Below are 14,229 nucleotides of genomic sequence, written 5' to 3' on the forward strand. Positions count from 1 at the left end.
CGGCGTGGTGCGCCTGCGACCTTGGACGGCGGTCCCGGTTCCGGTCCCGGCGCGGCGCCCGGTGGCCGGGACGCGGCCAGGGGCGAGTGGTGTTGTTCTGCCCCTGGCGGGGTCCTGTCTCAGCGCACCAGGCGGATCTCTCGCAGGTTCTCCAGTGCGGGGTCCACCAGGTCGGTTCCGTCCGCGCGGAAGCCGTTGCGCTGGTAGAAGCGGATGGCGCGCGGGTTGGCCTCCGCCACCCACAGCTGGGCAGGCTGGTCACCGAGCGCAGCGTCGAGCAGCGCCTGCCCCACGCCCGTGCCGTGGTGCTCACGGAGCACGTAGAGCATGCGGAGGGCCCGTTCGCGGGCGGGGTCCGGCTCAGCGGGGCGCCCGGTGCCCGCGAATCCGATGACCGCGTTGTTCGCCTCGGCCACATGGATTCCCCTGCGTACGGCTGGGTCCGCGAGCAGCTGGGTCCACAGCTTCTGCCGGGCCTGCCGGGCCGCGTCACCGAAGAATCGCTCGGGGACCAGCCCCGCGTAGGTCTCCCGCCAGGTCTGCACGTGCACCGCCGCGATCTCCAGGGTGTCCTCGGGCGTGGGTGTCCGCAGGGTGAAAGGTGTATCGGTGGTCATGCGGTCATTCTGGCCGCTGCCCGCCCAGTGGGACACCCCCGTCTGCAACCCGTGCCCGGTGCGGAACGGAGCTGCCGCCCCCCCGACCCCCCCGTGCAATAACGGAGCAGATGCGGTTTTGAGGCCGCCGTGCTGCATTTGCTCCACTTCACAGTGCCCGCACGCCAGCCCCTGTGACTGACGTCTGCTGCGAGAGGGTGTCGCAGGCCTGCTCGTCCCGTTGCACTGACGGAGCAAAGGCCGTTTGGCGCCCCGCCGGTCCGCTCTTGCTCCACCCCACAGCCTGTGCGCGGGGGTGACGACGCCGCTACGCCAGGATCGCGCGCACGCCCGCCTCGAACTCCTCCCTCATGGTGGCGGTGGGCAGCTCCATGGACTCACGGGTCTGCTGAGCGGTGACGGAGCCCAGGGTGAAGCGGGTCAGCGTGAGGGCCACCGTCTCGGCGTTCTCCGGACTCCTGCCCTGGCTGGTCAGGGCCGTCACGAGCAGGGGCACGGGCTGCATCCCCAGCGGGTCCAGGGCGTGGGCCACGCTCACCACGTCGGCACCGTCCCGCACGGCGAGCACCAGGGAACGGAACCGGGCGACGAGGAGGAGGGCTGCGGCGTCGTCGCCCGCGGCTCCGGCGGGGCGAATCGAGGAGGTCTCAAGCGGGCCGACCATCCGCTGGGCCAGCACCGCCAGCAGCTCCTGCTTGTTGGCCACGTGCCAGTAGAGCGCTCCGGGCTGCACCCCCAGCTCCCGGGCCAGGCGTCGCATGGAGAGGTCACCCAGGCCGTAGGTCTGCAGGATGTGCCACGCGGCATCCACCACCTGAGCGCGGTCCAGTGCCACGGCGTTCCTCCCTGCTCGTGTGCCCGGAGCGGGTCACGCGGAAACTCTACCGAGCGGATTCCCACCGGCCCGGCGGAGCGGCGTCGGCGGAGTCGCGCGCGGCACGCGGAGCGCACCGAGAATTGACTTTCCTGAACACCGTTCAATAATTGAACAATGTTCAAGAACCCCGCCGAGCTGGCTGAGCGCGTTCTCGCCGGCCACCCCGTGACCCCGGACGAAGCCCTCGAGCTGCTGCACACCGACGACCCCGGCATGCTGGATCTCGTGGCCGCCGCGGGTCGGCTGCGCCGCGAGCACTTCGGCATGACCGTGAAGGTGAACTACCTGGTCAACCTGAAGTCCGGGCTGTGCGCCGAGGACTGCGGCTACTGCTCGCAGCGTCTGAACGCCGGAACGGACATCCTCAAGTACTCGTGGCTGAGCCCCGAGCAGGCCGTGGAGCAGGCCGAGTACGGCATCAAGGGTGGCGCGAGCCGCGTGTGTCTGGTGGCCAGCGGACGCGGCCCCTCCAACCGTGAGGTGGGCAACGTGACCCGCACGGTCGAGGCGCTCAAGGAGCAGCACCCGGACGTGGAGGTCTGCGCGTGCCTGGGTCTGCTCAAGGACGGCCAGGCGGAGACGCTCAGCGGCGCGGGCGTGGACGCCTACAACCACAACCTCAACACCGCCGAGTCCAACTACGAGTCCATCTGCTCCACCCACACCTACCAGGACCGCGTGGACACCGTGGAGCGCGCCAAGGACGCGGGGCTCTCCCCGTGCTCCGGGCTGATCGTGGGCATGAAGGAGACGGACGAGCAGCTCATCGAGGCGGTGTTCGCCCTGCGGGACCTGGGCTCGGACTCCGTGCCCGTCAACTTCCTCATGCCGTTCGAGGGCACGCCCCTGGCCGGCACGTGGCAGCTCAGCCCCCAGAAGTGCCTGAAGATCCTCGCCGTGGTGCGCTTCGTGTGCCCGGACAAGGAGATCCGCATGGCCGGTGGCCGCGAGATGCACCTGCGCTCGTTGCAGCCCCTCGCCCTGCACGTGGTCAACTCCCTCTTCCTGGGTGACTACCTCACCTCCGAGGGCCAGGCCGCGCAGGCGGACCTGGACATGATCGCCGACGCCGGGTTCACCGTCCTGGGCGCCCGCCCGGATGCTGAGCGGGCCTCCGACGCCGTGCCCGCAAGCGCCGCCCACGGGGCCGGTGCGGAGCAGGGCAGGGCGGAGCGGACGACGACGCCGTGCGGTTCCGCGTGCGGCTCGGCCCCCGGTTCCGGGGGCGCCACTGTGTCCGGCGGGGTGGGTTCCTCCGCTGACGGGTCCACCACGGCTGCCGACAGCGGCGCCGCGCCCCGTGGGGAGAACGCCTCCGCTGAAGCGTCCGTGAAGGGAGCCGCTCCCACCGCTGACGGCCTGACCAGCCGCGGTTCCCGTGATGCGGACGGCACGGTTCCCGAACGCGGCGCGGCGGCGTCGTCGGTGCCGACCGCCGCAAAGGTCTCCCCGGCGCTCGCCGCCCTGCTGAGCTCCGGCGACGGTCCCGAGCGCGACGAGGACGAGACCCGGGTGAGGCTCGAGCTGAGCCCGACCGTGCGGCGTCGTGGTGCCGGGACGTCGGTGGCACCGAATGCCTGAGCCCGGCACGGCGGACAACATGCCTGCGGGGGAAAGTCTTGCCGAGCGGGACCGCGGTCTGCTGTGGCACCCCTACGAGGCGCTCGACGGCCCCGCGCCGTACACCGTGGAGGCCGCGCAGGGCGTGGCGCTCACGCTCGTGACCCCGGAGGGGGAGCGGGTGCAGGCCCTGGACGGGATGGCGTCCTGGTGGTGCGCGGTCCACGGCTACCGCAACCCCGAGCTGGATCGCGCGGCCGTGGACCAGATCACCGAGTTCTCGCACGTGATGTTCGGAGGTCTGACGCACCGTCCCGCGGTGGAGCTCGGGGAGCTGCTGGTGGAGGTCACGCCTCCCGAGCTGCAGCACGTGTTCTTCGCGGACTCCGGGTCCGTGAGCGTGGAGGTCGCGCTGAAGCTGGCGGTGCAGTACCAGGCAGCCCGGGGGCGCCCCGAGAGGCGCCGCATCCTCACGGTGCGCGGCGGCTACCACGGGGACACCACCGGGGCCATGAGCGTGTGCGACCCGGAGGGCGGGATGCACGCCGAGTTCTCGGGGCTCGTGGCCGAGCAGCTGTTCGTGGCGCCCCCGCCCGCGGCGGCCACCCCGGACGGGCGGACCTGGGAGTCCGACGACGCGGCGGTGCAGCGGTGGATCGCGGACGTGCGCGCCACGGCCCGGGGGCACAGCGACGAGCTCGCGGGAATCATCGTGGAACCCGTGCTGCAGGGCGCGGGCGGGATGCGCACCTACGACCCCCGGTGCCTGCGGGTGCTGCGGGAACTGGCGGACGAGCTGGACCTCGTGCTCATCGTGGACGAGATCGCCACGGGGTTCGGACGCACCGGACGGTGGTTCGCGAGCGAGTGGGCGGACGTGGTCCCGGATGTGATGTGCGTGGGCAAGGCGCTGGCCGGGGGCTACATGTCGCTCGCGGCGGTGCTCGTGTCCGAGGCGGTGGGCGCGGTCATCACGGACTCCGAGCAGCGGGCCCTCATGCACGGCCCCACGTTCATGGCCAACCCCCTCGCGTGCGCGGTGGCCCTGCAGTCCGTGCGCATGCTCCGGGACACCTGGCGCGACGACGTCGCCCGGGCGGAGCGCACCCTGCGGGAGATCCTGCCCGTGGCCGCGGACCTGCGCGCGGTCAAGGACGTGCGGGTGCTCGGGGCGGTGGGGGTCATCGAGTTCCACCATGCCCCCGATCCCGCGCTGCTCACGCGCACCGCACTGGAACAGGGAGTGTGGTTCCGGCCCTTCGGCAGGCTGCTCTACACGATGCCGCCCTACGTGTGCACCGAGGAGGAGCTCCGCACCATCGCCTACGCCCTGCTGCGTGCGGCGCAGGAAGTGGAACTCACGAGCACAGGCCGGGGTGCCGGGCTCCACGGGGCGGATGCACCGTCGGGGAACGGGATGGGCGCATGAAGGCCCACCGCCTGGACGCGTTCACGACGCCGCCCGCACGTCCAGTCCCGGGAGCGGAGGGTCGCGCATGATCTCCCCGATGGACGACGCGGCCGTTCCGCAGCTCCGGGCCACTTCTTCCGCGGATGCCGAAGGTCCGCTCGACGACTGGCTCCGGGACCGACGTGAGCGGCGCGAGGAGGCGGGCCTGCGGCGTCGACCGCGGACACTTCCCGGGCGCTGCGTGGACCTCGCCTCGAACGACTACCTGGGGCTCTCCCGGGACCCGCGGGTCGTGGCGGCGGCGCGCGAGGCCCTGGACGTGCACGGCGCGGGGGCTCGGGCATCCCGCCTGGTCACGGGGACCCTGGGGATCCACGAGGTGCTGGAGCGGGAGCTGTGCGAGCTCACCGGGCAGCCCGCGGCGCTCGCGTTCTCGAGCGGGTACGCGGCCAACACCGGCGTGCTCACGGCGCTCGGGGACGCGGACACGCTGATCGTCTCGGACGCCCACGCGCACGCATCCCTCGTGGACGGCGCACGTCTCTCCCGCTCGCCGGTTCGGATCGCGCGGCACTCGGACGTCGCACACGTGGCGCAGCTGCTGGCCGAGCGGACGGAGCCGCGCGCGCTCGTGGTGGTGGAGTCCGTGTACTCGGTGTGGGGCGACCATGCCCCGCTGCTGGAGCTGGCCGAGACATGCCAGAAATGGAATGCCCTGCTGCTCGTGGACGAGGCGCACGGCATCGGCGTGGCGGGCCACGGGCGCGGGCTCGTCCACGAGCTGGGCCTTGCCGGATCGCCGCACGTGGCGCTCACCCTGACCCTGTCCAAGGCGCTCGGCGCGCAGGGCGGGGCCGTGCTCGGGGCCGAGGCGCTGCGGGAGCACCTGGTGAACACGGCGCGCCCGTTCATCTTCGACACCGCACTGGCCCCCACGAGTGCTGCCGCCGCGGCCCGGGCGGCGCGGATCGTGCGGGAGCAGCCGGAGCTGTCCAAGAGGCTGCACGAGCGGGCACGGTTCGTGGCCGCCACCCTGGGCATTCCGCTGGCCCGCGCGGCGGTGCAGTCGGTCCCGCTGAGCACTCCTGAACTGGCGGTGCGCGCCGCGGACGAGCTCCGCGCACGGGGCGTGGCCGTGGGCTGCTTCCGCCCGCCCTCGGTGCCGGACGGGATCAGCAGGCTCCGGATCACCGCGCCGGGAAACATGGAATTACAAGAACTGGCGGGGGCACTGGAGACCGTCCGCGAGGTCCTCGGAAACGTGTCGCGGGCAGGATGACGGTTCCTCGGGCTGTCCCCGGTGCACCGCTGGGTCCCGGCGGTCGGGCGGCCCGGTGCCCTGCGGCCCATCCGTCGAGCGGCCGGGCGGCCGCCGCCGGGGAAGCGCGGGGAGTGTCCCGCGCGCAGCCGCGTCCTGTCGAGGTGCCCCCAGCGGGGCGCGCCGTCTGAATACCCCACCCACGAGTACACAGGAGATCCCATGAACAATCCGCTGAGCGGAAGCACCAACTCGCTGGGCCGCACCGTCCTGGTCACCGGCACGGACACGGACGTGGGCAAGACCTACGCCACCGCCGCACTCGCCGTGGCCGGGTGGTGCGCGGGCCGGCGGCGGATCGCCGTCTACAAGCCCCAGCAGACCGGCATGCACGGCGACGATCCTGGCGACGTCCACGACGTCGCACGGCTGGCTCGCGCGGCAGGCATGCCCCCCGAGGCACTCACCACTGTGGAGGGGCAGCGGCTGACCGAACCCATGGCGCCACCCCCCGCGGCGGCCATCGACGGGGTGGAGCTGCTGGCGATCTCTGCCCACGTGGCGAAAATCCTGGAACTACAGGAATCCCACGACCTCGTGCTGGTCGAGGGTAGCGGCGGTGTGCTCGTGGAACTGGACGGGGACCGGCACACCATTGCGGACCTGGCGGTGGCGCTGCAGGGGGTGGCTCCGTGGGGGACGGTGGATCAGTGGCCGATGAACCAGGGAACGGCCCCCGTGCGTCAGGCTGATGCGGCCGACGGGCGGGTGGGCACCCCTGACACCACTGGCCCGGCGCCGGTGAGCACGGTGCTGGTGGCCCGCCCGGACCTGGGCACGCTGAACCACACGCTGCTGAGCCTGGAAGCCCTGCTGCACCGCGGGGTCGCCGTGGCCGGTGTGGTGCTCGGCAGCTGGCCCGGTGAGCCGGACCGGGTGCAGGAGTCCAACCGGGAGTACCTGGCGGACCTGCCCGCCATCCAGGGGAATCACATCCCGCTGCTGGGCGCGGTGCCGACGGGCTGGGGCTCGCAGGCCGGCTGACCCCGGGGAGGCGTGGAGCGGCGTCGTCGTCCCCGCTCTCCCCGCCAAGCCCCCGTTGCACCAACGGAGCTGATGCAGAAAACCGGTCGCGAATCCGCATTTGCTCCACCAGAAAGCGTCGAAGACCGGCGGTGATGGGGTCGGGCGTCCTCTCCGTGCTTGACACGGCAGTCTTAAGTGCAGCTGTTGCCAGGAATCTCGCCCCGGATGGCAGAAGCTGCACTTGATCCTGGGGTGGACGGCAGGGCCCGGTCCGCGCCCGTCAGCATGCAGAGTGCCGGTGCACTAACTCAGTAAACGCAGGATCGCGGCCCCGGATCTGCTTTTACTCCGCTAGACAGCGCGAACTGACGGTGGCCGCGGCTCCCTGCCGATCCGAAGTGCCACTCCCCGCGGTCAGCGACTCGCCACCAGCGCGTCGTAGAGCCGCTCGAAGCGTTCGTGGACCGCCCGGTAGCGCTCCTGCGCCGCCTCGCGCGGGGAGTATGTGCCCGCTGGTTCCGGGGCGGAGCGCTCCACATCGGGGGCCAGGGACTCCAGCATGAGCAGGGCGTTCCCACGGCACGTGGAGCGCTTCATGGTCTGGTGGATCACCGGGGTGTCCAGGTAGTCGCCGAGGATCTGCAGCCACGACGGCAGCTCCTGTGTGACCCGTCCCGCCGTGATGACCCGCTCCACATGCGGTGCCGCCTGCCCCAGCTCGTCGGACACACGGCGGTAGGACCCTGCGATCCCCTCGAGCATCCCGCGGGCCATGGCCGGTGCATCGGTGGCCGCGGAGACGTCCGCGAAGACCGCACGGGCGCTGCCCGCCCAGCCCGTGGAGCGCTCGCCGGTGAGGAAGGGCAGCACCCCCGGGGTGTCGGGGGAGACAGGGGCCGCCGCGATGTCGTTGAGCACCGCGTCGTCCAGCGCCAGGGTGTCCTGCAGCCAGGAGACGGCCCGGCCCACGTCGTTGAGCGCCCCGCCCAGCAGGCAGCGGGCGGAGTCGATGCGGTAGCACCACAGTCCCGGCGGAATGTCCTGCGGCCGGTGGTGCAGCAGCACGCGCATGGCCCCGGAGGTGGCGGCGGACGCCACGATGGTGCGCTCGTCCGTACCGCCCACGCCGATGTTCGCGCACAGCCCGTCCGCGACCGGCGCGAACCACTGCGCCCCGGACAGTCCCCGCCAGCGGGCGGTGCGCTCCGGGTCCACGTCCGGCAGCGGCTCGTGGGGTTCGAGGATCGGGGACAGCTTCTCCTCGGGAATCCCCGCCGCGCGCAGCATTCGCTGGTCCCAGTTTCCGGAGCGTCGGTTGAGCAGCCCCGTCCACGCGGCGGTTGCTGTCCCTGCGGCGGTGGTGCCGAGCAGCCGCAGCCACGCGTACTCGCCGATGCTCAGCCAGCGCGTGGCGGACGCGAACACCTCCGGCCGGGTCTCCGCGAGCCACCGGAAGCGCGGCGCCAGGTAGCTCGTGTGCAGCCGCGCGCCCATCTTCTGCTGCACCTCGAGCTCGTCCAGCTCCTCCCGCAGCCGCGCCAGCTGCGGTGCGCACCGGGAGTCCGCGTACGTGAAGCACTCGGTCACCGCGCTGCCCTCGGCGTCCACGCCCACCAGGGAGGACGCGAAGGAGTCCAGGCCGACGCCGCGCACCCGCCCCGCGAGCTCCGGCCGGTCGCACACGCGGTCCAGCAGCTCCGCGATCTCGCCGGTGACCTGGTCCGGGTCCATCACCGAGGTGCCGTCCCCGGTGGTGGTGAACGCGTGCGGGATCTTGTCCCGGTAGTGGCGCACGGGCGTCCCCGTGGCGTCGTACAGCGAGCCGCGGGTGGCGGTGGAGCCGATGTCCAGCGTCATCACCAGCGGGTCCCTCGCCTCCCCCAGGTCCACGGCGAAGTCCGCACCGTCCTCCGGCTGCGGCGTCTTCCTGTGCTTGCCCATCTCGTCCTGCTCCCCGCGCGTACGCCTCGGTGCTGTGGTTCCCGTCCAGTGTAGGAACGGCCCCGGCAGGCGCGGCCCACGGCTCCGGGAACGACGCCGCTCGCGGACCTCACGCGCTCGGCACGGCGGACGACGCCGCTCCCCGGCTCTCCGCGCACCGCACAGTCGTCGGCGTGGCCCCTCGGTTCTTTGCGCACCGCGCGGTGGGCGGGTGACGGGCTGCTTCGGCCCCGGTGTTCGCGGTGCAGCGAGGGAAGGGGTGTGGTCTTTCGGGGTCGGCGCGCCGTGGGGAAGGGTGCTGCCCCGGGGAGCCGGCGGGGCGGCGTCGTCGTGCGGGGAGTCGGGGCGCGCAGGAAAGCAGGTCCGGGATGTGAGATGTGTGACCGGAATGTGAAACCGGGTCGGGGGCCGCGCGTAGTCTGGGACGCAATCTGTGTGCCGGGAGGCGGCGGCCCGTGAGGCGCCCGCCCCGGCCAGTTCCTCGGGAAGGAGTCGCAGTGCCGCAGCTGCGTTCAGCAACGTCCACCACCGGCCGCAACATGGCGGGGGCGCGCGCTCTCTGGCGTGCCACCGGCATGGGGAGCGAGGACTTCGGCAAGCCGATCGTGGCGATCGCGAACTCTTTCACGCAGTTCGTCCCGGGCCACGTGCACCTCAAGAACATGGGTGACCTGGTGGCGTCCGCCGTCCAGGAGGCCGGGGGCGTGGCCAAGGAGTTCAACACCATTGCGGTGGATGACGGCATCGCCATGGGCCACGACGGCATGCTGTACTCGCTGCCCTCGCGGGACATCATCGCGGACTCCGTGGAGTACATGGTCAACGCGCACTGCGCGGACGCCCTGGTGTGCATCTCCAACTGCGACAAGATCACCCCGGGCATGCTCATGGCGGCACTGCGGCTGAACATCCCCGTGGTGTTCGTCTCCGGCGGCCCCATGGAGTCCGGCGAGGGCGTGGAGGGCGTGGTGGAGCACCGCGTGGACCTGGTGGACGCCATGTCCCTGGCCGTGGACGAGTCCGTCACGGACGCGCAGCTGGCCCAGATCGAGGAGAACGCGTGCCCCACGTGCGGCTCGTGCTCCGGGATGTTCACCGCCAACTCCATGAACTGCCTCACCGAGGCGCTGGGGCTCTCCCTGCCCGGCAACGGCACCACGCTGGCCACCCACGTCAACCGCAAGCGGCTGTTCCTGGAGGCCGGACGCCGTGCGGTGGAGTCCGCCACGAAGTACTACGAGCAGGACGATGAGTCCGTGCTGCCCCGCAGCATCGCCACCAAGGCCGCGTTCGAGAACGCCATGGCCCTGGACGTGGCCATGGGCGGGTCCACCAACACCGTGCTGCACATCCTGGCCGCCGCGCAGGAGGCGGGGGTGGACTTCACCCTCTCGGACATCGACGCCCTCTCCCGCCGCGTCCCGTGCCTCGCGAAGGTGGCCCCGAACTCCACCAAGTTCCACATCGAGCACGTGCACCGCGCGGGCGGCATCCCCGCGATCCTGGGCGAGCTGCGCCGCGGGGGGCTGCTCAACGAGCACGTCCACACCGTGCACTCCCAGACCATGGGCGAGTGGCTGGACGAGTGGGACATCCGCTCCGGCCAGGCCTCGGAGGAGGCCAGGGAGTTCTTCCTGGCCGCGCCCGGCGGGGTGCGCACCACCCAGGCGTTCTCGCAGGCCAACGAGTACGAGGATCACGACGTGGACGCCACCGAGGGCTGCATCCGCTCCGTGGCGCACGCCTACACCGCGGAGGGCGGGCTGTGCGTGCTGTTCGGCAACATCGCGGAGGACGGCGCCGTCATCAAGACCGCGGGCATCGACCCGGAGCTGTTCCACTTCACGGGCCGCGCGTTCGTGGTGGAGTCCCAGGACGAGGCCGTGCACGAGATCCTCTCCAAGAACGTGAAGGAGGGGGACATCGTCGTCATCGCGTACGAGGGCCCCAAGGGCGGGCCCGGGATGCAGGAGATGCTGTACCCCACCAGCTACCTCAAGGGCCTGGGCCTGGGGAAGAAGTGCGCACTCATCACGGACGGCCGGTTCTCCGGCGGCACCTCCGGGCTGTCCATCGGGCACATCTCCCCGGAGGCCGCCGCGGGCGGGGCCGTGGGGCTCATCGTGCACGGTGACGAGATCGAGATCGACGTGGAGAACCGGGTGCTGCGGGTCAACGTGGACGATGCCGAGCTCGCGCGGCGTCGGCAGGAGAAGGGGGACGCCCCCTGGAAGCCCACCAGGCCGCGGGAGCGCAGGGTCTCCAAGGCGCTGCGGGCGTACGCCTCCATGGTGACCAGCGCGGACAAGGGCGCGGTGCGGGTGGTCGAGGACTGAGCCCGCGCGCAGCCGCCGGGGTATGACCTCGGCCCGGGCGGGAATCCGATACTGTGTCCTGAATCGGTGCGACAGCACACACTTTTCCTCGTTCCCGCCCGGGCCGCGTGCACGCCGCACGCAGGGATCCGGGCGCTCCCCGTAGATCCCGGAGTCATTCATGGAAGCACTGACAGAACTCGTCGGAACGGTGGGTGAATACGTCTGGTACGTGGTCTTCGCCGTCCTCATCGGCGTGGGCCTGTACCTGACCATCCGCACGAAGGCCATCCAGCTGCGCGGCATCCCGGAGATGTTCCGCGTCCTCACGGACCCCGCCGGTGAGGAGGGTGGCCGCAAGGGCATCTCCTCGTTCCGGGCGTTCACGGTCTCCGCGGCCGCCCGTGTGGGCACCGGCAACATCGCCGGTGTGGCCATCGCCATCACCCTGGGCGGGCCCGGCGCCGTCTTCTGGATGTGGGTCATTGCCGCAATCGGCGCGGCCAGCGCGTTCGCGGAGTCCCTGCTGGGCCAGCTCTACAAGGTCAAGACCGCGGACGGCTACGTGGGCGGCCCGGCGTACTACATGGAGCGCGGGCTCAACAAGCGCTGGATGGGCGTGCTCTTCGCCGTCATCATCACCGTGACCTACGGCTTCGTGTTCAACTCCGTGCAGTCCAACTCGATCGTGGACGCCGTGAGCGGTTCCTTCAACGTGGACGTGAGCGACGGCCAGAACACCTGGCTGCGCGTGGTGCTGGGCCTCGCGGTCGTGGCGCTGACCGCGGCCGTGATCTTCGGCGGCATCCGCTCCATCTCCTCGGTCACCCAGGTCCTGGTCCCCGTCATGGCGGTGCTGTACCTGGTCCTGGGCCTGCTCGTGGTGGTCCTGAACATCACCGAGGTCCCCGCCGTGCTCGCCATGATCATCGAGGGCGCGTTCGGCATCCGCGAGTTCGTGACCGGCGGTCTGATCGGCGTGATCATCCAGGGCATGAAGCGCGGCCTGTTCTCCAACGAGGCCGGCATGGGCTCCGCCCCGAACGCCGGCGCCACCGCGTCCATCTCCCACCCCGCCAAGCAGGGTTTCGTGCAGTCCCTGGGCGTCTTCTTCGACACCATGCTCGTGTGCTCGGTGACCGCGTTCATCGTGCTGCTGTCCAACCCCGCGTTCGGGGACAAGCGTCAGGGCGCGTCCCTCACGCAGACCGCCCTGGGCATGCAGCTGGGGGACTGGGCCGTCCACTTCCTGACCATTGCGATCTTCATGTTCGCGTGGTCCTCGGTGATCGGGAACTACTACTACGGCGAGTCCAACGTCCGCTTCATGACCCCGTCCAAGCTGGCCATGAACGTGTACCGCTTCGCCGTGCTGGTGAGCGTGTTCATGGGATCCGTCCTGGCCCTGGACCTCGTGTGGTCGCTCGCGGACCTGTTCATGGCGTTCATGGCCACGCTGAACCTGATCGCCCTGGTCATGCTCGCGGGCGTGGCGGTGAAGGTGCTGCAGAACTACATGGAGCAGCGCAAGGCCGGTGTGGAGCCCGTGTTCAAGGCGGGGGACGTCCCCGGCATCCGCGGCCTCTCCGCGTGGGACGGCACGGACACCGTGACCCTGCCCATCTTTTGGGAGCAGCGCGACCGCGACAAGGCCGCCCCGCGCGGCTGACCCGCCCGGGCGGCGTCGTCCTCCGCGCCCCGGACGACGACGCCGCCCGCTCGCCCCACGCGAAAGCCCCCGGCGGGTGCCGGGGGCTTTCGCGCATTCAGCGGTGTGGCGTGGCTCGGCCGTCTGGGGGGCCGTGCCGAGCGCTCACGATTTCTGCTTGCCCTCCCCGAGGTCACGCTTGACCTGGGTCTCGATGGCGCCGGTGAGGGCCTCGTTGTCCACGGGGGAGTCGTCGGTGGCGCCGCGAAGCTGGGTCTCGTTGTACTCGGAGAACTCCTTGCTGTCGTCACCGCGCTTGGTGAGCAGCGCGCGGATGCGGGTGCGCCGCCCGGCCTCCTCGCGGATCTTGGAGCGGTTGCGGAACCACCACACGAACATGACGACCACCAGCACCATGCCCACGTAGCCGATCACCGGGTACACCACGCTCATGAGGGTGCCGAAGCCCACCAGGCTGACCACGTAGCCCACCGCGCAGATCCCCAGGAACACCGGGACGTAGCGCTTGCGGTGGTTGACCGTCACGCGACGGCCCAGGGCGTAGAACATACTGATGGTGGTGTTGTAGATCATCACGAACGTCACGAACACCATGGCGATCGAGGCCACGGGGTGCATGGTCTCGAAGAGCTTGAGCATGGGGACGTCTGCATCCCCCACGGCATCGAAGTTCACGAGCAGCGCGAACGCGTTCATGCACAGCAGGACCGTGTAGACCACGCCGCCCAGCAGCCCGCCGCGCCCGGCGTCCCGGGGGTCCAGGGTGTTGCCACCGATCATCAGGGACATGGAGACGCCCAGCATGAGCGCCATGCAGGTGTAGTTGATGGCGGAGAACCACCACGGGCTCACGGGCGAGTCCGCCTGGACGGCCAGGTCGCTCATGGCGCCCAGGTCCACGGGCAGCTGCATCAGGGTGTAGACGAACGCCACGATGACCGCCAGAAAGATCACGGGGGTGACGGCGGAGATGATGTTGGTGACCTTGTTGACGTCCAGCAGCCCGGTGAGCATCACCAGGACCACCATGATCAGGGCCCCGATCCACGCCGGCAGACCGAACTGCTGCTCCAGGGTGGACCCGGCGCCGGCGAGCATCACGATGCCCATGGCCAGCAGCGTCAGGGAGACGGTGATGTCCAGGAACCGGGAGACCACCGGCGCCGAGACCGAGCGGAACACTCCCAGGTGCTCGTCCGCCAGGAAGTAGCTGCCGATGTTGATGATGACCGCGCCGGCGGTGATCATCAGGATCCCGGCGACGAGCGCACCCGCCAGGCCCCACACCCCGAAGGACACGAAGTACTGGATGACTTCCTGGCCCGTGGCGAAACCTGCACCCACCATGAGGCCGATGAAGGCCAGGGCGACCTGAAGGGTTTTCTTGACTGACACGGAAGTGACTCCTCGGAAGTGGTGGGATGGCGCGCTGACGTGCCCCGCGCCGGGCGAACCTCTCGGCCAAGCATAGAGAACACGGGTGCCCCGGGCTGAGCCGGGACCCGGTGGCATACTCGGCACGGACATCGGCAACGAGCGGAGGAGCAGCCGTGGT

Annotated in this window: 10 protein-coding genes; 6 read left to right on the forward strand and 4 right to left on the reverse strand. The window is 70.8% G+C overall.

Translation table 11 applies throughout. The annotated features are described in order from the left end of the window. Positions 1–119 precede the first annotated feature (119 nt). Together EAE32_RS02520 and EAE32_RS02525 are read right to left on the reverse strand one after the other, a co-directional pair. Entirely contained in the window at positions 120–617 is a 498-nt protein-coding gene (locus tag EAE32_RS02520; protein WP_121864082.1) for a GNAT family N-acetyltransferase, read from the reverse strand. 307 nt (positions 618–924) lie between these two features. Further along, positions 925–1,452, reverse strand: a complete 528-nt coding sequence (locus EAE32_RS02525; RefSeq protein ID WP_121864083.1) for a TetR family transcriptional regulator — start codon at positions 1,450–1,452, stop codon at positions 925–927. Between the two features lie 156 nt (positions 1,453–1,608). Between EAE32_RS02525 and bioB the strand changes: the two genes are divergently transcribed. The 4 genes from bioB to bioD all read left to right on the forward strand — a co-directional run bounded on the left by bioB (position 1,609) and on the right by bioD (position 6,767). After that, positions 1,609–3,075 (forward strand): biotin synthase BioB, encoded by a 1,467-nt coding sequence (bioB, locus tag EAE32_RS02530; RefSeq protein WP_121845769.1) that lies wholly within the window; start codon positions 1,609–1,611, stop codon positions 3,073–3,075. Beyond that, a complete protein-coding gene (bioA, locus tag EAE32_RS02535; RefSeq protein WP_121864084.1) occupies positions 3,068–4,483 on the forward strand; it encodes an adenosylmethionine--8-amino-7-oxononanoate transaminase in 1,416 nt (471 codons plus the stop codon). Before bioB ends, bioA begins: the two co-directional genes overlap by 8 nt. Before the next feature lie 67 nt (positions 4,484–4,550). After that, a complete protein-coding gene (locus EAE32_RS02540) occupies positions 4,551–5,744 on the forward strand; it encodes an 8-amino-7-oxononanoate synthase (RefSeq protein WP_243635546.1) in 1,194 nt (397 codons plus the stop codon). Between the two features lie 201 nt (positions 5,745–5,945). After that, positions 5,946–6,767: an ATP-dependent dethiobiotin synthetase BioD gene (gene bioD / locus EAE32_RS02545; RefSeq protein WP_121864085.1), complete on the forward strand. Its 822-nt coding sequence runs from the start codon at positions 5,946–5,948 to the stop codon at positions 6,765–6,767. Between the two features lie 396 nt (positions 6,768–7,163). Here the strand turns inward: bioD and EAE32_RS02550 are convergent, their stop codons facing one another. Next, positions 7,164–8,690: a gluconokinase gene (locus EAE32_RS02550; RefSeq protein WP_121864086.1), complete on the reverse strand. Its 1,527-nt coding sequence runs from the start codon at positions 8,688–8,690 to the stop codon at positions 7,164–7,166. Positions 8,691–9,187: 497 nt separating this feature from the next. Here EAE32_RS02550 and ilvD point away from each other — a divergent pair, with 497 nt between their 5' ends. Further along, entirely contained in the window at positions 9,188–11,026 is a 1,839-nt protein-coding gene (ilvD, locus tag EAE32_RS02555) for a dihydroxy-acid dehydratase (protein WP_121864087.1), read from the forward strand. 160 nt (positions 11,027–11,186) lie between these two features. Beyond that, positions 11,187–12,674: an alanine/glycine:cation symporter family protein gene (locus tag EAE32_RS02560; protein WP_121845764.1), complete on the forward strand. Its 1,488-nt coding sequence runs from the start codon at positions 11,187–11,189 to the stop codon at positions 12,672–12,674. 144 nt (positions 12,675–12,818) lie between these two features. Here EAE32_RS02560 and EAE32_RS02565 read toward each other — a convergent pair whose 3' ends face one another. Then, positions 12,819–14,069: a YkvI family membrane protein gene (locus EAE32_RS02565; RefSeq protein ID WP_121845763.1), complete on the reverse strand. Its 1,251-nt coding sequence runs from the start codon at positions 14,067–14,069 to the stop codon at positions 12,819–12,821. Between the last annotated feature and the right edge of the window lie 160 nt (positions 14,070–14,229).

The organism is Kocuria tytonicola, assembly GCF_003687175.1.
Classification (GTDB): Bacteria; Actinomycetota; Actinomycetes; order Actinomycetales; family Micrococcaceae; genus Kocuria; species Kocuria tytonicola.

Bases quoted from the DNA above. Each gene is read 5' to 3' on its own strand.
- EAE32_RS02520 (WP_121864082.1), bottom strand. From the start codon at position 617: ATGACCACCGATACACCTTTCACCCTGCGGACACCCACGCCCGAGGAC.
- bioB (WP_121845769.1), top strand. From the start codon at position 1,609: ATGTTCAAGAACCCCGCCGAGCTGGCTGAGCGCGTTCTCGCCGGCCAC.
- bioA (WP_121864084.1), top strand. From the start codon at position 3,068: ATGCCTGAGCCCGGCACGGCGGACAACATGCCTGCGGGGGAAAGTCTT.
- EAE32_RS02540 (WP_243635546.1), top strand. From the start codon at position 4,551: ATGATCTCCCCGATGGACGACGCGGCCGTTCCGCAGCTCCGGGCCACT.
- bioD (WP_121864085.1), top strand. From the start codon at position 5,946: ATGAACAATCCGCTGAGCGGAAGCACCAACTCGCTGGGCCGCACCGTC.
- EAE32_RS02550 (WP_121864086.1), bottom strand. From the start codon at position 8,690: ATGGGCAAGCACAGGAAGACGCCGCAGCCGGAGGACGGTGCGGACTTC.
- EAE32_RS02560 (WP_121845764.1), top strand. From the start codon at position 11,187: ATGGAAGCACTGACAGAACTCGTCGGAACGGTGGGTGAATACGTCTGG.